Source organism: Pseudoalteromonas sp. L21 (genome assembly GCF_021728035.1).
In the GTDB taxonomy this organism is placed as follows: domain Bacteria; phylum Pseudomonadota; class Gammaproteobacteria; order Enterobacterales; family Alteromonadaceae; genus Pseudoalteromonas; species Pseudoalteromonas arabiensis.
The window spans coordinates 258,993-282,874 of record NZ_JAKKCV010000002.1 but is presented as its reverse complement, the minus strand read 5'-3'; the positions used below and the strand labels follow the sequence as shown (position 1 = coordinate 282,874).

The following is a 23,882-nucleotide window of genomic DNA, read 5'->3' as shown; positions in this document are numbered from 1 at the left end:
ACAAACTAATAGTATTTATAACCAATTAACTGCTCTATACGATAAGCAATCGCTATTAATTCTTTCTCACTTAATGAGCCACCTGTAACTGATAGCCCAACAGGCATATGATGCACTTTCCCCATGGGCAGAGTTAAGTGAGGGTACCCCGAAACAGCAGGATAACTAGAAAAGCTGCCAGTAAAGTGATCGCCATTAATGCGATCTATTGACCAAGCAGGGGTTAGAGTAACGGTAATAATGGCATCAAGGTCATGCTCCTTGAGCATTTTATCTAGACCGTCTTCTCTGGTCGCTTGGTGAACATTTTGCAATGCCTTTATGTAACTTGGGTCAGTTAACTTGGCTTTTTTCTGAGACTTCTCAAAGATCTCTTGTTGGAAATAAGGCATTTCGTGGGCTGCGTGTGTTTGATTAAATTCGATTAATTTTTTCAGTGTCAGTGTATTGTACTCATTTGGTAATTGAGCGAGGTAGTCGTTTAACGTCGCTTTGAATTCATACAGCAATACATCATAGCTATCTTGATAAAAATTAGCATAAGGCTCTGTCGATAAGCCTTCGACTAATACAGCTCCCTCTTTTTCAAGTACCTTTTTAGTCTTATTGAAAAGTAACTCAACGTGCTCATGAGCGAGTGGCGCAGCATAAAGCACGCCTAAGCGTTTTCCTTTTAGAGAATGTTTTGAAGTTTCAGGCATATAGTCATCGTTCATGCGCTCTTTGGCTATTTTTGTTGCAGCGTCTTTATCATCAACACCTTGCATCACTGAAAGTAAAATAGCTGCATCAATAACCGAACGCGTCATAGGGCCTGCGGTATCTTGCGTATGTGAAATTGGCACAATACCAGTGCGACTTAACAAACCCACTGTGGGCTTGATGCCAACGATCCCATTTGCAGAAGACGGACAAGTAATTGAGCCATTGGTTTCAGTGCCAATCGCTGCCACGCTTAAAAATGCTGCAACAGCTGCACCAGAGCCAGAACTAGAGCCACATGTAGAGCGATTTAAATCATGAGGATTACGTGTTTGGCCACCAATCGCACTCCACCCAGACGATGAACGCTCAGAACGCATATTAGCCCATTCGCTTAAGTTTGTTTTACCTAAAATAATGGCACCTGCATTTCTAAGCTTGGCGATAATCGGCGCATCTCTATGTGTAAAGTTATCTTTTAATGCCAACGAGCCTGCCGTTGTCGCCATCTCTTTAGTTTCAATGTTATCTTTTATTAACAGAGGTATGCCGTGTAGAGGACCACGTGTTTTCCCTTTGCTTAACTCTTCATCCAGTTGCTTTGCAATAGCTAAAGCGTTTGGATTCATTGCAATCACTGCATTGAGTTGCGGATTAAGTGTCTCTACTTGCTGAATAAAAAACTGTGTTAATTCAGTTGAAGTTAGCTGATTAGCTTTCATCGCTTGAATGAGTTGTGGAATAGTACTTTGTTGAACAATTTCTTTTATCGCTTGAGACTTTTGCTCTGTAACGGATGTGTTTTCGTTTGCTGATAATTTAAAACTCAAACACATTGTCATTAAAGATACGCCCAATGTTAACTTTACGAGCATGCGCCTAAACGTGTTTTTTCCTGTGTACATTTTTTGCCCCTTTTTTATAATTTTTATAGGGTTGTTCTGGCAATTACTGCTGCATTGTTCTACTTCTACGCAAGAGCAATCTACAACTTTTAACGCAGTGAGCGTCAAATTAACCCTCTAAAATGATTAAGTATTTTTGCAGATTAGTATCAGTACCGATTTATAGTCTACCCTGATTAGAATGAAGGGCGCTAGTTTTAAGGCTTTAAATATCGAAAAGTAAATAACGAATGGGTGTGGGCTGTTATGCTAAAATATGCTGAATTGGGGCAATGCTAGAGACACCCAGCATTGCTCCATTTTTAGTAGGCTTAAACCTTAAAGAAACTTATAAGTTTAACCATAGCTTGTGTTTGATTTTCAAGTAGTCGCGTTTGTTTGCTGATATCACTTAAGCTCGATGCGTTATCATCCGCAAGCGCCTTTATTTTCACAACATTCGCATCGACTTCTGCGGCAACAGATGACTGCTCTTCAGCCCCCACCGCAACTTGATTATTGGCCTCAACGATATCGTTAATCGAATACACAATTTTCTCAAGTGATGCGGTCGAATCATTTGTTAAAGCTGCAACCATTTGCCCTTTTTCATTTGATGTTTTCATAACATCAACGACATTGTCAGCACCAAGCTTGATTGCTTCGATAATGTTGGTGATCTCGCTAATAGAGTCTTGAGTGCGCTGTGCCAGCGTGCGTACCTCGTCAGCAACCACGGCAAAACCACGCCCCTGCTCACCGGCACGGGCCGCTTCAATGGCTGCATTCAAGGCAAGTAGATTGGTTTGATCTGCTATATTGCGGATCACATCTAATATCCCTTCAATGTTAGCTGTATTTGAGCTTAAGCTTGTTACTACTTCCATCGCATTTAATAACGCATCCGCAAGCTCACTCATTGCAACATCGGTTTGACCCACCACTGCTTTAGACTGTTCTACGCCCTCTTCTGCATTGTGGCTTGTTTGTGAGGCGCCACTTGCACTTTGTGCAATTTGTAACGCGGCTGCAGCCATTTCGTTTATAGCAGTTGCGACCATGTCTGTTTCGAGTTGCTGTTGAGAAACAGAATCTGTTGCGCCCGATACTGAATTCGTTATTTGACAACTTGATGCTTCTATTTCTTTGGTGACTTGAACAACTTGATCTACAACATTACGTAACGCATTCGCCGATTCGCTTAACGCGCTATTTAACTGGCTAAACTCATCGCTGCCTGTAACCTGAATAGTTTGGCTCAAATCACCCTTCGCTATATGAGATGCAAAATCAATAGACAGATTTAACGGCCCCATAATACTGCGAATAATCCACCAGCCAACGGAAATCGCAATGGCAAACGCAATCATCACAACTATAGCCATTATTAACTGCACGGCGTTTTCTCGCTCACTGGCAATCACTTGTTCTTCTTCAACAAGTTTTGATGCTGCCTCTGAAGCGCTGTTAGCAACACGTAACATCTCAGCTTGAATAGCATTTAATTCATCGTAAGTAGCAACCGTCGATTTAAACACTTGATAATAGTGAGTTATATCATCTAATAAGTCATTGAGTAAGGCTTGTGTACTGGCAGCAAGCATTATTTTCTTTAAACTATTAACATTACTTTTAAGTTGGCTAATTTGATTAGAAATATCACTCTCTAGTTGCTGAGTAGGCGCAGTATTATAACGCCACACATTGACACGAATTTCCGCAAAATCGTCCCGTACTTGCTTGGCTTTTAAAAAACGACCAAACTCCGAAAAATCTGATTGATTGGTTGAAAAGTATTGCTCAATGCTGTTTAGCGTCTCGTCTATGCCATTGATGACAGAATGAGCTGCTTGATTAACCTCATCGCGCGCATTGATTTGTTTTTTCTTAGCAGATACGAAACGTTCAAACAATTGCGTGAAATCGTTAATTCCCTGTTTTATTGTATTGACTTGAGTCACACTCTGCTCAACTGCCATTTGGCTTTTAGCCGCATTCAATGTGCTAATTGCTTCTTGCGCTTCGCTCAATACTTTTTTGGTGAAATCAGGGTTTTCCTGAATCATATAATCAGCTTGAGCCAATCGTGATGTATATAAACTTGCATCAGCAAATGTGAGATTTAACATGATGTCTGTTTGTGTTGCTTGAGATTTTAATGAAAATGAAGCGTACACCCCCAACCCCAACATTAAAAACAGCACAGCGGCAAACATTGCATAAAGTTTTTGTTTAATAGTCAATTTTTCGTATCCATCAATAAATTCAGTACGAAAATATTATAAACAAAGATTGATAAAAAAATGACAAAAATTTCAATAAAACTATGTTTTCATTAGAAAATAGCCCAAAAAAGGAACTCGCATATTAGCCAGCAGCAGACCCTTTATTTATAAAAACCATATAATCATTTCCAGCTATATTCATCCCATAAAACTAAGCAACTGATAATAATGCTCTTTTAAATGATCTCGCTCTGAGAAGTTTATTTTTTATTCGAAAATCGAGTACCTAATAAGAAATTACGACCACAACATTTACTTTTTTGAAATTTATGTTAAAAATTAACAGGTGAATATAAAAACAATGTTACTTAGTATCGCATTTTTTTTCACAGACAGGCATAGTCTGTAGTTATGCCTAAAATCGTTACCGTGCAACAAAGTAAATATAATAAAAATCAAAGGACTATAAACATGTCGGCATTTCAGAACAACATAACTACTTACTGTAATAAGCGCACCAAGCTTAGCCTTGCCGTTTCTACCGCTCTATTGAGCCTGAGCTCATTGTCTGTTTTTGCGCAAAACGCGCCACAAAATGACAGCGATGTCATTAATGAAAAAGATGAGCAAATGGAAGTAATAGAGGTTTCTGGTATCAAGGGAAGCATTTTTAGTGCGCAAAACCTTAAACGTTACGCAGATACAGTTAAAGATGTCATAACCGCGTCGGATATTGGCGCGCTACCTGACAAATCGGTTACAGAAGCATTACAGCGTGTTCCTGGGGTAACCATCGAACGATTTGCGTCTTCAGACGATCCTAAACATTATGCTGATGAAGGAACTGGCGTACTTGTTCGTGGCCTAGACCGTGTTCGTTCTGAGGTCAATGGCAGAGATGCATTTAGCGCGAACTCTTCTGGCGGGCTAAGCTATGAAGACTTTCCTGCGGAGTTATTAGGCGCAGTGGAAGTTGTAAAAAATCAAACCGCCGACCTAACAGCAGGTGGTGTTGCAGGTACCGTAAACCTCATTACCAGAAAACCTTTTGATTCTACAGATCAGTTAATATCATTTAATGCCAAAGCAAATTATGGCGATTTTAGAGAAGAAACCACGCCCTCTTTCTCTGCGCTATTTTCAGATAACTGGGAAACACAGGCAGGTAAATTTGGTTTCTTAATTGCGGCTTCATCGAGTGAATATAAAACCCGTGGTGACGGTGTTGGCTTAGGAAACTACCACTCTCGTGGTGACTCATTTGTGCCGACTCTTGACCAATGGGGTGGTATTACGGGGGTTGATCCAAATTCACCCGTAGATGGCCCTGCACTGCCAGGACAACCTGCTGGTAGCACGTGGCATGTACCGGTAGCTATTCATATGAGCACAGCAGAAAATGATCGCAAAAGAAAAGGCTTAACAACCTCTTTTCAATGGGCAAATAGTGATGACACAATTATTGCAACCGCTGAGCATATTCGTTCAAAAGCTTCTTTAGAATGGAATGAAAGACAATTGGGTCAGGCCGCACAAGGTTTTAAAGGCTTCATGGGATCTTCTCAAAACTGGCAAGATGATAGCGAGAATGGCTACCCGCTCACAGTAGACGATAACTTTGTTACGTCGGGAATTGTACTTGGTGTTAGCCCTGAAACCCCATTCTTTTACCGTAGTCGCTGGAACCATAATGAAAATACCGTTGAAGACACTTCATTTAATTTAAAGCTCAAACCGACAGACAGATTAAGCATGGAGTTTGACTATCAGCACGTCGATTCTGAAAAAGTAGTTCATAACTACAGTATGTCGGCACAAACTCGCGGTAATCATGTTCATGCGGTACTTCCTTATTACCTTGATACACGAGGCTCAAGACCAAGCGTTGAATTTTTAAGTAATAATATTTTAACTGCGGGCTGGTCACCCAATGAAGATTGGGACGGACCCGTTCCGAATACTTTTCTAGGAAGTGGTATGGAGCAAGAAGAGCACAATACCGCTAAAGCAAACAGCTATAAATTAGATTTTAAATACGAACTTGATGGCAGCTTTACCAGTGTGCAAGCTGGTGCCTATTACTCAGATAAAGACCTAACGGTACGCGATACTGCTTATGAAGGCTGGTCGGCAATCGGCACGCCATGGATACAAGCAGACCGAAATGCTGCAGCAGCTATTAACCGCCCCGAACTGTTCGAGCGTGTTGATTTCTCAGACTACTATCATGGCCAAGTACTGCAAGGCGATGTGAATAGCTTCCTTTTCCCTAGTATGGATCTGGTAAAAAATTACGCTGACTCACTTCGTCAAGGCTGCCAAGATGGTTGGCATAATGCTACCAATAGCGCAGCTAATAACGGTGTTTGCAGTGGTACCTATGTGCCTTATGAAGACAAACCTAACCGTGTTGAAGGTCCGTTTGCAGCTCATAATATTAGCTCAACCAATGAAAAACGTAGCGAGTTTTATGTGCGTGCAGACTTTGATTTTCTCGTTCAAGACCTACCAGTTGTGGGTAATGTAGGCCTGCGTTACGTGAACTACCAATTAGAGTCAACCGGTGCATTTGTACAACCCATGGAAATAAAGCGTGGCGAGCCTGGCACCTCACTAAATGAAGTGATGCAACAACCTGAATATAAACGCTACTACGATATTGCAACTGGGGAGTCTACTTTAAGTACTGTCGAAGGCACTGATTACAGTACTGTTCTACCAAGTTTTAACTTTAGCGTGGCATTAACAGATGATGTGGTTATTCGTTTTGGTGCCTCTAAAGCACTTTACTTTCCCAACCTGATTGATACCCGAAATATAAACATCGTAAACCTTGATTATACTCGCCGCTTACAAACCCCTGGCGCTGATTATGACGAAGTTAATAATCCTGTTGTAGCTTTGGATGATATTGAACTGACAGCCCTATCTGGTAACCCCAATTTAAAACCTGAAAAGTCAATCAATACAGACCTTTCTGCTGAGTGGTATTTTGCCCCTGCCGGTTACGTTACTGTTGGTTTATTCCATAAACGACTTGACGACATAATTCGCAGCCGTGCATTTGATTTAAATGCAAACTTCAATGGTGAAGACTATGCAATTTCGGCCTACGGACCAGCCAATACAGGTTCAGGTACTATTCGTGGTGCTGAATTCGCTTACTCTCAATTTTACGATATGTTGCCGGGTGCATGGAGCGGACTTGGTTTACAATTTAACTACACCTACATCGACCAAAACGGCTTAGAAGATCCCAATGAAGTATCGACCGGCACACTCGGGTTTGATGAAAACGGTAACCCAATCACTGACAACCGAAATACATTCCGTGTATTTAGTGGTTTGCCACTTCAAGGCTATTCAGACCAAAACATGAATATTGTCGGTATGTACGAGTACGAAAACATTTCGTTTCGTCTAGCTTATACTTGGCGCTCAGAATACCTGTTGACCTTAAGAGAGTCAGAAGAGTACGTGCCAGCCTATGTAAAACCAGCAGGCATGATGGATGCGAGTATTTACTACACGCTGAATGAACATTGGAAAATTGGTTTCGAAGCAAGTAATTTACTCGACACAGAAACTAAAACAGAATATCAAATGGACCAAGCAGGCACCCGCACAGATGCCCTAAGCTTTACGACTGACCGTATGTACGCACTTAGCGTACGAGCTACTTTTTAATTAATGTTAGCCCATCTGGTATTGATTAGATGGGCTTTTAAATTGTAAATGTCCACCTAACTTTATTTGCCGCTAAAAAATAGTTAGAAATTTTTTAGTTAGTTCTGAATTCGAAGCTAAATACGCTTTATGTTATTAGCTATTTTTTAAGACTCAATGTGCCTGCTCGTTTAGTACTACTTCGCTTTGTTTGCGTGTTTTTTGCAGAATGAGTTTTCGTTTGTTTTGAGTCTGTACGCGCTTTTTTTACGTATTTCGAAAAGTCGCGCTTTTTATCGTTTTCTGCACGAGGTTTTGGCGAAGGTTTGGTTTGCTGTTTGTTTTCATCTATGGAACGTTCTTCAGTTTTACCTGAATTTGCAATGGAGTTATTAATTTCAGCCATTTCTTTTTCTGTCAGGTGACGCCATTGGCCTACTTTCAAGCCTTTTAACGTCACATTCATGATGCGCGTGCGTTTTAGAGTCACAACTTCATAGCCTAGGTATTCACACATGCGGCGAATTTGGCGGTTGAGCCCTTGTGTCAATACAATAGTGAATTGCTGAGGGCCAGTTTGTTTGACTTTACATTTCTTTGTCACCGTATCGAGGATGGGAATACCATTTGCCATTTTATTTACAAATTGGCGGTTTAACGGTTTATCAACGGTGACGACGTATTCTTTTTCGTGATTATTACCCGCACGCAAAATCTTATTAACGATGTCACCTTCGTTAGTTAGAAATATTAACCCTTCGGATGGACGATCTAAACGACCAATAGGAAAAATTCGCTCAGGATAGTTTACTGCTTTTACAATATTACTTTGAATTTTACGTTCTGTGGTGCAAGTTATCCCCACAGGTTTGTTGTAAGCGATATAAACAAGTTTAGGCTTTGCTTTGAGTGCTTTGCCATCGATAAGTACGTCGTCGGATTCACTGACTTTAACGCCCATTTCAGGTAAGTTACCGTTAACAGTTACGCGACCTTCTTCAATATATTTATCGGCCTCGCGACGTGAACAGAACCCTGTTTCACTGATAAATTTATTTAATCGCTTTAACTGTGTCATAACGTACTTCTATTGGAATGGTAAAGCCGCTAGTTTATACCAGAATGCTTAGGCAAACCAGACGCAATAGAGGCCGTCTAAAAAGCGGATTCATCAATAGCCACATCGGCGCTTTTTTGCAGCAATAAGGAATGCAGCCGCCCAAAATCGAGCTGATAGGCAGTATTATTTGAACCGCTGAGCAAAAATGCGTCAAAGGGAACCGTAGACCAATCTTCGATGTCTCTTATCCAATTGTAATCGTTTACGTTTTGGTTGGTGATCACACCTAATAAAAACTTTATAGAATTATTATTCGTCCAATATGAGTGACCATTGTGATGATCGACCAGACTTATTAATGCCCATGCCCCCATCATAAAATGCCCACCGGCACTTGCGGTTAATCGTCCTTGTTCAATCAGTCTTAAGTTATCATCAAGCCAGTCCATGCCACCAATAAAGTACTGTTTATTATTTTTCTCTTTAACAGCATCCAGTGCACCAAGCGCCATTAAGTCAGAAGCACACCAAATAACGTTGGTTTGAGGGTAGCGATGTAGTAGCCTGCGCACTTTATCGGTAGCTTCAGTTTTGTTCCAATTAGCATACACCACCTGCTCTAGCTCAACTTGCTGATCTTTTAAAAAGTGCTTTAAGCCGTTACTACGTGTGTCAGATTCGGTGCCATAGTGGCCATTAATAGCAACAAAATGCGCTGTTTGACCTGCATTTTCAGCACTGTCTAGCAGGGCTTTGCCAAGTTGCTCTCCGGCTTTAAAGTTGTCGTGATACACTTCGCCTAACCAATATTTAAAATGCTGTTTTGGCTCACCGACTTGCTCTCTCTCAGCCCCTAGAATAGTTTCTTCTAGGGTAATAAACTTAACTTTGTGTTTTTCTAACAAGCTCATCGACTGCTCAGCGCCACCTGGATAGTTAATTAAGACAACATAATCAGGTGTCGCATTGTATTTGAGGTATTGCTTGAGTTCTTCCAGTTGAATATGGCGATTCGCCCCGCCATAGATAATATCCAAATCGACATTAGTTTGCTTTGCAGCCGCCTGCATTACGTCGGTCACTTTTTGCCAAAATGGTTCTTCTTTAATGGATGGATTTACAAATAACACATTAAATTGCTCGACTGCGCAAAGTGGCATTGTGCATAACATTAGTAAGCTAATTATCCAAAACCGCATAACATCCCCGAACAATTTTCTTTAAGTTAAGTGTAGTACACACAGTGGCGACTATGACGATAATTTACGCCATACATATTCACATGGACCATGCTTAAATAAACGTAAATATAAGGCACTAAAGCTCAGTTGAAGCAGGGCAATAAAAACGCTCAGTAGCCAATAATCAATCCGATTAAAGGTAACTACCCAGGAAGGAAATACAATTCGAAAGCACAACAAAAAGATCACTGTTTGCATTAAATATAAGGTCAATGACATACGACCTGCATTTTGTAAGGCCGTATATTTATTTTTATTATTTCCGACAAGCTTCACAATTAAATGAATATAGAGTAAAGCAGTACTAAGGGCTGCAAACCAGTTAAATGGCTCAGCTAAAGCATATGTTAAAACGCTTGTGCTAGGCTCAACTATTAACCTCAAAAGCGTAAATCCAACGGCAGCTGGTAAAATAAAGTTAAGCTGTTTTGTCGTTAAACCGTTTACAAAAATGCCTTGTTTATAGAGTGCAACACCAATAAGCATAATACCCGCTGCCATCCATAATGTTATAAGCGGGAGCGCTATTAGCATCACAACAAACATGAGTATGTTACTCATAAACCCAGAAAAAAATGATGAATGCCAGTCTTGGTAAGCCTCTACAAAAGTATCTGATTCACGTGTTAAAGGGCTCATGTCAGGTTCAATAAAAGCCAGCAAAAATGAAATGGCTGCGCCAAGCGCTAAAAATCCAATGCCTTGTTTTAGTTGTTGATTATAGGGTTGGTCAATAAACTTTAATGTTAACCAACCTGCACACGCATAAATTAATAGAATATCGCCAGCCCAAAGTAAAAGACCATGTGCTAGACCAATAAAGGCAAGTATTTTTAAACGATTATATTGTTTATCACGTAACTGAGGATGCTGCCGTTGAATAACTAAGCCTGCGCCAAATAACAGGCAAAAGAGTGTTCTGAATCGCCCATCAATAAAAATGAGATCGGCTGTATGAATTATATTATCAGATAAAGGTGGTTGTGGACTTGGCACATATCCATATTCAAAAACACCGAAAAAATAGGCATTCATGAACATCAGGCCAAGTACCGCGATACCCCGTAAAACATCCATATTTATATTGCGCATAAATCACTTATAAGTTTTGCCGACAGCTATCGCTCCAATTTACCGCATTTTCATAGATTTTGGGAAGATCTGCACTATCAATATTAATATAGACAACAGCTTGCTCTAATGCCCACCAACTGCCTGATTCGTAAGCTTTAACAGTCTCAAGTATATAGTAGAGAATGTTCTTTTCCTGCATCAATGCCGCATGGATATCATCAGGAAAAGGTAGTCTATCAAGCAGCTTTTCCATCGGTTGGTCAAGTATAGCATCCAGCAAAGAAAACAAACCTGTTAGAAACGCTTCGCCAGTGTGTTCTTTAGCGACTTGCAAGGCTATTAACTCACAAAAGCGTGCCCTAACAACACAAAGCCGAGTTAACTCGGCTGGTTTTGATTGCGCACTATGGGCGGTAATTATAAGACTTACAAACTTTTTCAGTCGTTCATTACCCAAATAAACAAGTGCCTGTTTCAAAGACCCTATTTTGCTTTTTATTGGAAAAACACCACTGTTGATCAGTCGCAATAGTTTATAGGCAAGGGCTGTATCAAGAGAAAACAAACCTGCCACTTCGTTAATATCGGGTGAAGGTCGCATAACTTCAGCGTAAATCGACAACACTAAGGCGTAGTTATAGTTAATGTCACGCTGCTGAATCATGGTTGGTTTTGCAAAAAAATAGCCTTGGAAAAAATCAAAGCCCATTTCATAGGCTTTTTTGTAATCTTCTTCTGTTTCCAGCTTTTCAGCGAGTAGTTTTATTTTTTTGTGCTTTTTTAGCTTATTGACGACAGGAGAAATCTCTTCGAAAGGCGTTTGTTTTACATCAAACTTTATTAATCGTACTAATTTTAAAAAACGATCCCATTCTGGTTGATAAACGAAATCATCCAGAGCAAGCTTAAAGTTATTATGAAAAAGTTCACGACAAAAAGCGTAGTTTTCGTCTGTTGGCTCCATGGTTTCCAACAGTTCGATAACAACATCTTGGTTAGGCAAAAAAGCGCATAAATCCAGTTTCAAAGACTCTGGACCAATATTAATTAACGCTTTTTTCCCCGATGTAATATGACGTGTACCTAAGTTGAGCTGGTTTTCCATAATAAGTCGTGCTGTCGCAGTACTTTCAGCAACATTCGGAAAACAGTTTTTCTCACTATCACGAAATAGTAACTCATAGGCGACAACTTGTTGACGACGATTAAAGACAGCTTGCCTAGCAACAAATACAGCCACTTTACCTACTTTTTATTTATTATGTAACACTAAGTAATTAATAACTGAAATTGAAACAAAAGTCACCCTATTCCCAATAATAGTCCATTTTTTATTGATATAAGTCCGATAAATAATTTGTGGCGACTTGCTGCCAAGTAAAACGAGCACTTTTCGCTCGCTCGCAAATTGTACACCACAGCTCAGAATCTGTTTCCCTTAACGCTAATACCTCACTAAAACGATTAATGAGTGCACTACTTTGCTCGCTAAGATTAGCGCCTTCAAAACTAAAACCATTTTCTGAATCAACGACTGTATCTTTAAGCCCCCCCACACTATGAACAAGACATGGTTGGCCTGCTCGCATCGCTAGCATCTGGCTTATACCACATGGTTCAAACGAGCTAGGCATTAAGAATAAATCGCCTAACTGGTATAGGTATTCGCCTGTTAAGTGTGCATACCCTTTTAAATATAATAAGTTAACATTTCGTGCCATCGCCGCGGTCATTAATTGCTCAAGCGAGTCATCACCGGAGCCCAATATAATCATATAGCCATGGTATGTACTTAAACGAGCACACAATTCATCAATAACACGATGTTGATTATAAGGTTGCCGCAACAGCAAGGCTTTTTGATCCGTTAAACGGCCGACACTGGTTACTAATGGGCCTGAAAAGGGACGTGTTTTAAACTGTAAAAGCCGTTGATGCGCAATGTAGTGGGTTGAGTCAAGTATCGGACTTTTTGCCATCCATTGAAACAATGCCAACTCGGCATGCTGATACAGGCTAGCCAGTGTGCAATTATCTGGCTCTGCGACTGAGTATTCACAGCCATTGAGTATGCCAACTACTCGCCCTTCTTTATTAGCCGCCTGTAAGTCTTGCTCTAATCCTTCGCCACCAAAAAAACCATTGTCAGCATCGCTTGCTTTAAGGACCTCTTGGCAATAAGTTGGAGACACCAAGTGAACTTTATCAACTAAATTAATCGCTGTGCGCATCGGGTTAAAACAATCTGGGTAGCGAGGATCACACAATGTTTGACCATCGTAGCCTAAACTTGGAAACCATGCTTCTAAGCTCGAGCTATCCCCCTTAAATGGGCGAATACCTTGTAGGGCTAAATTATGAACCGTGTAGGCTAAAAAGAGGTTTGAAAACCGATTAAATCGCTTATCTGTTTTTAATAACAATGCAACACACGCACTATGCCAATCATGTAGGTGTAATACATCTGGGGTATTAATAACCCCTTGTAATAAGGCCTCACAGACTGCCGCATTGAACAGAGCAAACTTACTGGCATCTGTTGCAAATGGGCGGCCTATTTCATCATTACAATACACAGCACCGTGATGTCGGCTAAATTCCCAATGCGAAATAACAAGTTGCTTTATGCCCTGTTCCGACTGAGCTAGCTGCCACACTTCTAATTGCTCTATTTTGCCTGCAAATGAAACCGATATACTGCCTAAGTGCTGACGCTCCAAATAATGAAAACCATAATCAGGTATAACAACATCAACGGTTAAGCCTTTTTCAATCAAAGCCTTTGGGCAATCTCTCACAACATCAGCAACGCCACCTACTTTGGCATTGGGTAACGCATCATTCTCTGCAGCCACCATCAACACATGCATGTTTGCAGTACTCCTTTTGAATATGTTTAAATCATGCAGCCACGGCAATACGCGCTAACTGCATGAGCACGGCATTAAGCAAGACGTTTGTTATCCTGCTCTTGTTGCTTTAGTTTCTTGGCAAGTTCATGCAACATGTCGCGGGTAACAAGCACAATGCCTTTTTTGGATACCCTAAAGCCATTTTCTTTGTCGACCTTATGATCGTAGCCAATTTCCAGTCCTGCCGGAATTTCACAGCTACGGTCGATAATTGCGCGTTTAATTCGACAATTACGCTGAATTTTTGCACCGGGTAGAATCACCGACTGTTCTATTTCACAATAAGAGTGTACATGCACATTCGAAAACAGCAGTGACTTTCTCACTAACGAGCCCGAAATAATACACCCACCTGAAACAGTGGAATCCACTGCCATACCGCGCCTGTCATCATTATCGAAAATAAATTTAGCAGGTGGAAGTTGCTCTTGGTATGTCCAAATAGGCCAACTTGGGTCATATAAATCAAGTTGCGGTTCAGGCATTACTAGCTCCATATTGGCTTCCCAAAACGAGTCTAGGGTGCCAACATCGCGCCAATACGGCTGACCTTCAAAGCCTGGATCTCTAAATGGATACGCATACACATTATGCTCTTCGATTATGGCAGGAATAATATCGTGGCCAAAGTCTCTGCCAGAGCCTTCTGTTTCAGCATCTTTTTTTAGCTGTTCAAACAAAAACTCGGTATTGAAAACATAATTCCCCATTGATGCCAAACATGTGCCAGGTTTGCCAGGTACAGAGCTCGGGTTTGCTGGCTTTTCATCAAAGCGGCGAACCCGTTTAGTATCATCAACTGTCATCACACCAAAAGTATTTGCGGCTTCTTCACAAGGTACTTCAATGCAGCATACTGTCATATCAGCCCCTGTTTCCACGTGCTTAGCTAACAGGCCGCCATAGTCCATACGGTAAACATGATCCCCAGACAAAATCATTACATACTTAGGTAGTTCATGGCGAATAATATCCATATTCTGAAAAACAGCATCCGCAGTACCACAATACCACTCATCACCATAACGCTGAGATGCAGGCAGTATTTCAACTGATTCTCCCAGCTCTTTCTTAAAGTGCCCCCAAGCACGATTTACATGACGAATTAATGAGTGTGATTTGTACTGAGTAGCAATCCCCACTCGACGAATTCCTGAGTTTATACAGTTGGACAATGGGAAGTCGATAATTCGATGCTTACCACCAAAGTACACAGCCGGTTTCGCTCGCCAATCTGTTAATTCGTGTAAACGTGAACCTCGCCCACCCGCTAAAATTAGGGCATACGTTTCTCTTGTTAAACTACTTATATATCGATTTGCATAACTTGGCATAACTCTCTCCGTCTTAAGTTAGCTACTTTTTTCTGTGTGTTGCTGTGTGCGAGTATCCAAAAGTGGTTCCAAATGCCATATGTCGTCACTGTATTGGCTTATGGTTCTATCGCTCGAAAACATACCACTGGCGGCCGTATTCAAAATGCTCATTTTGGTCCAATGTGATGTGTCTAAATAGGCTTGCTCAACATGTTCTTGCGCTTGTACAAAGCTGGCAAAATCATGGGCGACTAACCAAGGATCGTGTGGGCTTTTAATCGCGGCAATGATGTCGTCAAATAAATTGGGTTCAAAAAGATTAAAATGCCCACTTTCAATGAGCTGCATCACCTTATATAAGCTGTCAGTTTGTTGAATAATTTGCTCAGGGTTATAATGGGCTTTAATATCGTCAATTTGTTCTGCGCGGGCACCAAATAAGAAAAAGTTGTCTGCACCAACCGCATCTCGAATCTCAATGTTTGCACCATCTAATGTGCCAATGGTCAGTGCACCATTCATCATGAATTTCATATTACCCGTGCCTGATGCTTCTTTACCTGCTGTTGAAATTTGCTCTGATAAATCCGTTGCAGGGCAAATAGTTTCCATTGCGGTGACATTATAATTAGGCAAAAACGCAACACGTAAGTAGGGCTGAGCGAGTGGATCTTTATTGATAACCTCAGCGACGTTATTAATTAACTTAATGATCTTCTTCGCCATGTAATAGCCAGGTGCTGCTTTGCCACCAAGTAACACACAGCGTGGCACAATATTGTCTGTGTGGCCTTGACGAATTCGATCATATAAATGAATGATATGCAGTACATTCAAAAGCTGGCGTTTGTATTCATGAATACGCTTAACTTGCACATCGAACATCATTGAAGAATCAAACTCAACACCACAGCGGGCTTTAACTAAATCAACTAAACGCTGTTTGTTAGTGCATTTAACTGCTTGCCATTGTTTGTGGAAGGCTTCATCGTCGTAATAACGACGTAGCAGGCTAATTTTGCTGAAATCAGCAACCCAATCATCACCGATTTTGCTGGTAATTAATGTGCTTAACGCAGGGTTACAATGAGCAAGCCAGCGACGAGGAGTTACACCATTTGTCTTGTTATTGAATTTGTTAGGCCATAACTGATAAAAGTCATTAAATAAGCCAGCTTTCAATAGTTCAGTATGCAGGGCTGCTACACCATTGACGGAGTAGCTACCAACAATCGCTAAATACGCCATACGAATTTGCGGCTCGCCACCTTCTTCAATTAACGACAAAGCTTGTTGCTTGCCAACATCGCCTGGCCACGCTTGTGCAACCTCAGCTAGAAAACGAGCATTAATCTCATAAATAATTTCTAAAACACGGGGCAGTAAACGAGAAAATAATGACACCGACCACTTTTCAAGTGCTTCAGGTAACAGTGTATGGTTTGTGTATGCCATTGTTTTTGTGGTAATTAGCCACGCTTCATCCCAATCAAGCTCATAATCATCGACAAGTAGTCTCATGAGCTCTGCTACAGCGATACTAGGGTGAGTGTCGTTTAACTGAAATACATGATGATCGGCAAAGTCAGAAAAGTCTTCACCGTACTGATTAACCCAAATATCAATGATGTCTTGAATACTGGCCGATGATAAAAAGTATTGTTGACGTAAACGCAGCTCTTTACCGTTTTCGCTACTATCGTTGGGATATAGCACCATGGTAATTTGCTCTGCTAAGTTCTTACGTGCCACAGCCTCAGAGTAACTGCCTGCATTGAACTCACTTAAATCAAACTCATCGGTGGCTTCTGACTTCCACAAACGCAAGGTGTTAACTATGTCATTTTTATAGCCAGGAATTGGCACATCATAAGGTACGGCGAGTACGTCTTGGGTATCAAGCCACTGACGATGTACTCGTCCTTGTTTATCTGTATAGCTGTCTAGGTGACCAAAAAATTTAACCCGTTTTGACTGCTCTGGTGCGCTTAATTCCCACGGATGGCCTTCGCGTAGCCAGTTATCTGGTTGCTCAACTTGATGACCATTTTCAAGTGCCTGATTAAACATACCGTATTCGTAACGGATACCATAACCAATAACAGGCAGAGCAAGACTGGCGCAGCTATCCAAAAAACACGCTGCAAGACGCCCTAAGCCACCATTGCCAAGCCCTGCATCGTGTTCAGCTTCTGCAACTTGTTCAAGTTCAGTACAATATTGCTGCAATGCTTTTTCAACTTGCTCATCTAAATCAAGATTCAAAATTGCATTGCCAAGTGCCCGTCCCATTAAAAACTCCAGTGATAAATAGGCAGTTTTTCGACGCTTTTGTTCATGTATTTGCTGCTTAGTTACACGGCAGCGAGCCACCAGCCTGTCACGTATTGTTAATGCTAACGCATGATATAAATACAGTTGTGACTTGCCGACTTTGTCACGCCCTAAGGTGTAGTAAAAATGGCGTGATAAATCATCCTCTAAGGTGCTTTCATCAATAATTGGCGCGTCTTGCCACCCTTTTACAACACATGCTTGCTCAGCATTTTTAGTCATGACTTTAGTCCTCTGAATTGGCGGTAAAAACCCAGCTACTCATTGCAGCTATTTGTTGTTTCATATCTTCATTGGCGGATATTGGATGAATACTGCTAACAGCGAGCTGCCACTTCGCTTTTTCTAAATGAGGAAGTTGACAGCTAACAGCCTCAGACCCTGCATTTAGAATGATTAAGAGTGCTTGGTGTGTATGTTTATCGGTTAAGCTATACATTAGGAACTGACGCTCAGCTTCATGCCAGTCGTCCTGTTGCATTGCGTTACCCTCTTCGGTAAACCATGCGACGTCATACCGCGTGTCATCATCGTGCACAAAGAAACGGTGCTTAAAGACACTAAATTGTTTGCGTAAACGCAGCACATCATCAATGAATCGAGTCAATGGGTGGCTTAATTGAGAATCTTTCCAAGCAAGCCAACTGGTGCGGTTATTTTGGCAATACGCATTATTATTACCGCCCTGTGAGTGAGCCATTTCACTGCCCGACGCAAGCATAGGCACGCCTTTGGAAAGCAATAAAGTTAGCAACATATTTTTTTGTTGTTGTAATCGTAATGAGCTTACTTTTGCATCGTTAGTAAAGCCTTCAACTCCACAGTTAAATGAATAATTAGCACTATGACCATCACGATTTTGTTCGCCATTAGCTTCATTATGCTTTTGTTCGTAACTGACTAAATCTGCCAGCGTAAATCCGTCATGGCTAGTGATAAAGTTAATACTGTTTAAAGGGCCTCGTAAGTTATGCTCAAATAGATCGAAAGAACCATGTAAGCGTTTTGCAAGTTCACCAATTAAGCCTGGCTCTTGTTTCCAAAAACGTCGAACGGTATCGCGGTATTGATCATTCCACTCACGCCAAGGCGCAGGGAAAGCACCAAGTTGATAGCCTCCAGGCCCAATATCCCAAGGCTCAGCAATTAACTTTACTTTATTAAGTACAGGGTCTTGGTTTATTGCCTGTAAAAATGAATGGGCTTGATTAAAACCGTTTGGGTTGCGCCCTAAGATAGTCGCAAGATCAAATCGAAAACCATCCACGCCCATTATTTCAACCCAATAGCGTAAACTGTCGAGTACCAATTGCAATGTGCGTGGAGAGTCAATGTTGAGCGTATTGCCACACCCCGTGTCATTAATATAATGTGATGGTTTTTCAGGCACTGTTCGGTAATAGCCTAGATTATCTAAGCCTCGCAGTGATAACAAAGGACCATCCGTGCCAGCCTCGGCAGTATGGTTGTAAACAACATCTAAAATAACTTCAATGTCTGCTTTATGAAGGGTTGCCACCATATCTTGAAATTCACTGACATCATCTTTAACCAAGTAATCTTTATGGGGAGTGAAAAAGTTTAAGGTGTTATAACCCCAATAATTTTGTAACCCTTTGGCAGTAAGAAACTGTTCACTGATAAAAGCTTGCACAGGCAATAACTCCAAGCAAGTTATGCCCAACGTACGTAAATGCTCAATGAAACGAGGATGGCTCAAGCCTAAAAACTTTCCTTGTAATGGCTTTGGAATGTCTGGGTGTCTACATGTTGCCCCTTTAACATGGCACTCATAAATCACGGTTTTGCCCCAGCTGTGATTTGGTCTTTTACCCGAATATGGCTTAACTTCTCCGACACGCGACTTAGGCATATCAATGGCATTATTCACTTCACTTAAGGTGCCTACCGGCATTTGCCCATAGTGGCGTTCACTCCAAGTAAATTCACCGTAAAAGTCCTGCGCATATGGGTCTAACAGGAGTTTGTGTTTATTAAAAAACACTCCTTTATCAGGTGCATATTCACCATCGGCACGAAAGCCATATAACGCTCCTTTTTTTAATGGGCTGACCAAAAGTGTCCACACACCTCCTTCGTTCATATTCATCGGTAGCGTTAATACTTCCGAGTGACCACTACTATCAAACAAGCACAGTGAGATATGCTTTGCCTGTGGCGCATAGACGGCAAAGTTAACCCCCTCTTCAACAACGGATGACCCCAGAGGCTGCGTAAAGCCGATTTCCAACCGCACACTATGACTCATGATTCACCTTTTTAAGGTAAATTGTGGCAAGGCCAGGTAAAGAAATACTCAAACTTTGTTTAAAGCCGTGACTTAGCGTCGTTTGCGTACTTATTGTTTGATTTGCCATGCCTGTCACTTCTACACCTGAGCCAAAATAATCTTGCTTATCGGTGTTAAAAACAACCTGATAATCACCCGCTTTAGGTACACCAACGATGAAGTCATGATAGACCTGCGGGGTTAAATTGCTGATCACAATTACAAAATCATCGGCTTGTTTTGCATAGCGAATGAAACTAAAAATACTTTGCTTTGCATTGTTGCTATCGAGCCAAGCAAACCCAGCAGGGCTGGTGTCTTGTTCGTACAGTGCGGGCGTATTGCGATAGAGATCATTTAACTCTTTAATGGTTTGCTGCACACCACAATGACTAATATGCTCAAGTAAGTGCCAATCTAACGATTGATCGTGATTCCACTCGTTACGTTGCGCTATTTCAGCCCCCATAAAAAGGAGCTTTTTGCCTGGATGCGCCCACATAAACGCATAATAGGCTCTTAAATTAGCGAATTTTTGCCAATCATCGCCGGGCATTTTTTCAATAAGCGACCTTTTGCCATGTACAACCTCATCGTGACTGAGAGGCAAAATATAATTTTCACTGTAAGCATAAACCATTGAGAAAGTCATTTCGTGGTGGTGATGCGCACGGTATAGTGGGTCTCGCTGCATGTAGTGCAGACTGTCATTCATCCAGCCCATATTCCATTTGTAGCCAAATCCTAAGCCATCATGATCAACTTGGCGTGTAACACCAGGCCATGCTGTTGACTCTTCTGCCACCATCATGATGCCTGGATTGTTTGCGTAGCAGCGCATATTCACTTGCTTTAAACACTCAATGGCCCCGAGATTTTCACGGCCGCCATATTGATTAGCAACCCACTGCCCTTCTTCTCGGCTGTAATCTAAGTAAAGCATTGACGCCACAGCATCAACACGCAGGCCATCAATACCAAATTCATGCAGCCAATACATCGCATTCGCAATCAAAAAACTGCGTACTTCAGCCCGATCATAGTTGTAGATATAGGTATTCCAATCAGGGTGAAACCCCTGACGAATGTCTGCGTGTTCATAAAGGTGAGTGCCATCAAAACAATGCAAACCATGCGGGTCACTTGGAAAATGCCCAGGCACCCAATCTAATATAATTCCTAAGTTTGCTTGATGACATTGATTAACAAAATAAACAAAATCTTCAAAGCTACCGTAACGGCTTGTTGGCGCAAATAAACCTACCGGTTGATAACCCCATGAACCATCAAATGGGTATTCGCTAATTGGCATTAACTGTAAGTGGGTAAAACCAAGTTCTTTGGTGTAAGGGATCAGACAATCGGCAAGCTCTCGCCATGTTAGATATCGATTATTATCTTGTCGCTGCCAAGAGCCTACATGCACTTCATATATACTTATTGGCGCATCAATGCTATTGCGCTTGGCGCGATTAGCCAGTGCGTGCTTGTCAAGGTGTACCTCTGCCTTGCTACACTGTAAAACAGAAGCAGTGCCAGGCGCCTGTTGCATTTTAAATGCAAATGGGTCCGCTTTTTCAAGCACTTCACCACTAAGAGTGGTAATCGCAAACTTATAACATTGGTCTACTTTTAGTGCAGGAATAAATAACTCCCACACACCACTTGCAGGATGAAACCGCATAAAATGGCGGCTGCGTTGCCAATAATTAAAATCCCCAATGACTGAGACACTCGCGGCGTTAGGTGCCCACACTACAAAACGGACTCCTTGTACACCCTGCTGATCTGTAAAATGAGCACCAAAGTGTTTATAAGCATGCTCAAGGCTGCCCTCATTGAACAAATACATTGCCTGTTCGTCGAGTGTGCTTACAAAGCTATATTCATCGTACTGTTGCTCGCACCCTTGCTCATAGTTGACGTCAAGTTTGTACTCAGGAGCAGACTCTGTATGGATTGTCGCAACAAACAAATCACTTTGCCCTTGCCTGTGTGCTGGTACAATGAGTGAATCGAGCACAACGGATACTGTTTTTGCTCCTGGTAAAAAGCAACGTACTTCATAACTTTCACTATTCACTTTATGTGGCCCTAAAAAGCTGAATGGATCTTTAAAGCAGCCAGCAGTTAAAGCCGTGATCTGTGCCTGATAAATCAGTGGTTGTTCAATGTGCTCTTGGCGGACACGACTTTGCATTTATTGCTTCCTTATGGAGATTAAATTGGCTAACAATGATGCTTTAGAATCGATAATATGCTTTGCCGAACGTGACAATAAACGCCGCCAATTTGGGTATTCTTGATCAGTGCCAGGGATGTTTACGGGCAATACTTGCTCGTCTAAATCATCTATTTGAATGGTAAATAACTGTGCAGGAGCCTTAGCAAGACATGTCGCTAATGCTTCATACACTTCTTGTGCCTGTGCATTAGGGCTTAACTCCTTCGCACTTTGACGATAAATAAAATGCAACATCCTTTGTTTTTCAATGTCTCGCGCTGCGATAAGTTCATAGCTCTCGGCCTCATTTATCAATCCATATTGCTGTTTTACAGTGATATCATAACCAGTCCACCAACCAGAAAATGGCGGGACATCATGATTGGCAATCATTAATAAACTGTGCTGCGAAAAATGTTCAGCCAAGAGGAATTCCCCATCCTGATCTTTTTCAAAATAAAACAAACCATTTGAATAAATAGCACTTGCTTCAAGTGCCTCTCTTACTTCATTAGGGACAACCCCTAAATCTTCACCAATTACGACACACTGATTAAGATGAGATTCTATTTTTAAAATGGCAAGAAGATGTTCAAATGGGTAATAAACATAACAACCATCTTGCTGTCCTTGGTTCTCAAAACACCACCATAATCTGCGTATAGCCATAACATGGTCAATTCTCAGTCCGCCTACATCTTCCATATTGGCGCGAATTAAAGAACGGTAAAATGCAAAGTGATCTGTACTGAGTTTTTGTGGGTCTAATGCAGGTAGCCCCCAATTTTGGCCTCGCTCTGCCCAAGGATCCGGTGGTGCACCAACATAAGCACCATGAGAAAATAACGTATATTGACTTTTAAACTCACTGCCATCTCCAGCGCAGCCCACTGCCAAGTCGTTTATTAAACCAATATCCATATAGCAATCAGCAGCTAGTTGTTGGCAAAAGTTTAGCTGAGAGTGCGCAAGCCACTGTAAGTAACTTGCGTATCGGCTATCTTCTGCATCCAGTGTTGCTAGGCTTTGGCTATGTACGTTACAAAACTCGTCGAATTGGGCTTTACGTTCGTCCGATGCGGTATTGCAAAAGTGTGCGTATAAGCAATCGAACACGTTATATTTAAAATCAGTGACTAGGGTGTAATCTATGAACTGTTCTGAGTTGATTGGCAGCTCAGCCAATAATTTTTCAAGCTTAGTATTGTGCTTTGCGTCCTCACATAGAGACACCGCTATATACAGCGGGTTTAACAAAGCACGGCTGTTTGGGCTGTATGGGCTTGCCCGCTCTGGGGCGTGTTCAAAAAGTAAATGTAGTGGGTTGAGTAAAATATAATCCATCCCATGGCTGGCCGCATCACGAATAAGGGAAGCCAAGTCAGCAAAATCACCAATACCAAAGCCTGCATGATTCACTAAACTGTAGAGCTGAATAGATAAACCCAAACGTTTTTTATCTTCAACTTGAAAACATGTTTGAGGGGTTATCCAAAGTTGACTACGACTGTGTTGATCTGCCACAGATATATACGCATCATGATAACCAATAGGCATAGGCGGCACAGGTAGCGCGACCTCGATATAACGAACACCATTTAAACCATAGTCACCTAATACATCTAAACCTACAAAGCTTTCTCTGTTAGCGGTTATTCCGAGTGACGGGATTGATAGCTCACAATGATGCTCAAGTAAGCGCTCATCTATACGCACTTTTAACAGTCGGTTTTCAGCGCTGACAAGGCTTACCGGCGGCAATAAATTGAGCCAATTACCTGCATCAAGCGTAAAGTTTAGCTGTTCAATTGTATTTATGTCGTCAGTATGAATACCGCAGCAACGTAAGGCACAAGCGCGAGTATTCTCATCGAAAACAACATGCTCGCCTGTGTACTTTGTATACTCGTAGCCAATACCATAAAGATAAAATAACTGCGAAAGTGACTGCATT

13 protein-coding genes are annotated in these 23,882 nt (G+C 41.5%); 1 reads left to right on the top strand and 12 read right to left on the bottom strand.

All coding sequences use genetic code 11. From position 1 onward, the window contains the following. Positions 1-5: 5 nt before the first annotated feature. Together L3V41_RS06460 and L3V41_RS06455 are read right to left on the bottom strand one after the other, a co-directional pair. Entirely contained in the window at positions 6-1,607 is a 1,602-nt protein-coding gene (locus tag L3V41_RS06460) for an amidase (RefSeq protein ID WP_237127378.1), read from the bottom strand. A gap of 311 nt (positions 1,608-1,918) precedes the next feature. Further along, positions 1,919-3,829: a methyl-accepting chemotaxis protein gene (locus L3V41_RS06455; RefSeq protein WP_062568130.1), complete on the bottom strand. Its 1,911-nt coding sequence runs from the start codon at positions 3,827-3,829 to the stop codon at positions 1,919-1,921. Positions 3,830-4,282: 453 nt separating this feature from the next. Between L3V41_RS06455 and L3V41_RS06450 the strand changes: the two genes are divergently transcribed. Continuing rightward, positions 4,283-7,498 (top strand): TonB-dependent receptor, encoded by a 3,216-nt coding sequence (locus L3V41_RS06450; protein WP_237127377.1) that lies wholly within the window; start codon positions 4,283-4,285, stop codon positions 7,496-7,498. A 139-nt stretch (positions 7,499-7,637) separates the two neighbouring features. On the opposite strand, the gene rluF is transcribed toward L3V41_RS06450, so the two are convergent. The 10 genes from rluF to malQ form a co-directional block, all read right to left on the bottom strand. After that, entirely contained in the window at positions 7,638-8,555 is a 918-nt protein-coding gene (rluF, locus tag L3V41_RS06445) for a 23S rRNA pseudouridine(2604) synthase RluF (protein ID WP_237127376.1), read from the bottom strand. Between the two features lie 77 nt (positions 8,556-8,632). Then, positions 8,633-9,736, bottom strand: a complete 1,104-nt coding sequence (locus L3V41_RS06440; RefSeq protein ID WP_237127375.1) for an ABC transporter substrate-binding protein — start codon at positions 9,734-9,736, stop codon at positions 8,633-8,635. Positions 9,737-9,787: 51 nt separating this feature from the next. After that, positions 9,788-10,870: a DUF418 domain-containing protein gene (locus tag L3V41_RS06435; RefSeq protein WP_237127374.1), complete on the bottom strand. Its 1,083-nt coding sequence runs from the start codon at positions 10,868-10,870 to the stop codon at positions 9,788-9,790. A 7-nt stretch (positions 10,871-10,877) separates the two neighbouring features. After that, positions 10,878-12,092 (bottom strand): HDOD domain-containing protein, encoded by a 1,215-nt coding sequence (locus L3V41_RS06430; protein WP_237115308.1) that lies wholly within the window; start codon positions 12,090-12,092, stop codon positions 10,878-10,880. A 91-nt stretch (positions 12,093-12,183) separates the two neighbouring features. After that, positions 12,184-13,722 carry a glycogen/starch synthase gene (locus L3V41_RS06425; protein WP_237127373.1) on the bottom strand — a complete coding sequence of 513 codons (1,539 nt, stop codon included), beginning with the start codon at positions 13,720-13,722 and terminating at the stop codon, positions 12,184-12,186. Positions 13,723-13,796: 74 nt separating this feature from the next. Further along, positions 13,797-15,098: a glucose-1-phosphate adenylyltransferase gene (gene glgC, locus L3V41_RS06420; protein WP_237115310.1), complete on the bottom strand. Its 1,302-nt coding sequence runs from the start codon at positions 15,096-15,098 to the stop codon at positions 13,797-13,799. An 18-nt stretch (positions 15,099-15,116) separates the two neighbouring features. After that, positions 15,117-17,636 carry a glycogen/starch/alpha-glucan phosphorylase gene (locus L3V41_RS06415; RefSeq protein ID WP_237127372.1) on the bottom strand — a complete coding sequence of 840 codons (2,520 nt, stop codon included), beginning with the start codon at positions 17,634-17,636 and terminating at the stop codon, positions 15,117-15,119. A 4-nt stretch (positions 17,637-17,640) separates the two neighbouring features. After that, positions 17,641-19,683 (bottom strand): glycogen debranching protein GlgX, encoded by a 2,043-nt coding sequence (gene glgX / locus L3V41_RS06410; protein ID WP_237127371.1) that lies wholly within the window; start codon positions 19,681-19,683, stop codon positions 17,641-17,643. Continuing rightward, positions 19,673-21,904, bottom strand: a complete 2,232-nt coding sequence (gene glgB / locus L3V41_RS06405) for a 1,4-alpha-glucan branching protein GlgB (protein ID WP_237127370.1) — start codon at positions 21,902-21,904, stop codon at positions 19,673-19,675. The genes glgX and glgB overlap by 11 nt, the downstream gene beginning before the upstream one ends. Further along, positions 21,905-23,881, bottom strand: coding sequence for a 4-alpha-glucanotransferase (gene malQ, locus L3V41_RS06400; protein WP_237127369.1), 1,977 nt, complete (start codon positions 23,879-23,881; stop codon positions 21,905-21,907). Position 23,882: the final 1 nt, after the last annotated feature.

Coding starts and splice junctions, on each gene's coding strand:
- L3V41_RS06425 (WP_237127373.1), bottom strand. CDS start 13,722: ATGCATGTGTTGATGGTGGCTGCAGAGAATGATGCGTTACCCAATGCC.
- glgC (WP_237115310.1), bottom strand. CDS start 15,098: ATGCCAAGTTATGCAAATCGATATATAAGTAGTTTAACAAGAGAAACG.
- L3V41_RS06415 (WP_237127372.1), bottom strand. CDS start 17,636: ATGACTAAAAATGCTGAGCAAGCATGTGTTGTAAAAGGGTGGCAAGAC.
- L3V41_RS06460 (WP_237127378.1), bottom strand. CDS start 1,607: ATGTACACAGGAAAAAACACGTTTAGGCGCATGCTCGTAAAGTTAACA.
- glgB (WP_237127370.1), bottom strand. CDS start 21,904: ATGCAAAGTCGTGTCCGCCAAGAGCACATTGAACAACCACTGATTTAT.
- L3V41_RS06450 (WP_237127377.1), top strand. CDS start 4,283: ATGTCGGCATTTCAGAACAACATAACTACTTACTGTAATAAGCGCACC.
- glgX (WP_237127371.1), bottom strand. CDS start 19,683: ATGAGTCATAGTGTGCGGTTGGAAATCGGCTTTACGCAGCCTCTGGGG.
- rluF (WP_237127376.1), bottom strand. CDS start 8,555: ATGACACAGTTAAAGCGATTAAATAAATTTATCAGTGAAACAGGGTTC.
- L3V41_RS06440 (WP_237127375.1), bottom strand. CDS start 9,736: ATGCGGTTTTGGATAATTAGCTTACTAATGTTATGCACAATGCCACTT.
- L3V41_RS06435 (WP_237127374.1), bottom strand. CDS start 10,870: ATGCGCAATATAAATATGGATGTTTTACGGGGTATCGCGGTACTTGGC.
- malQ (WP_237127369.1), bottom strand. CDS start 23,881: ATGCAGTCACTTTCGCAGTTATTTTATCTTTATGGTATTGGCTACGAG.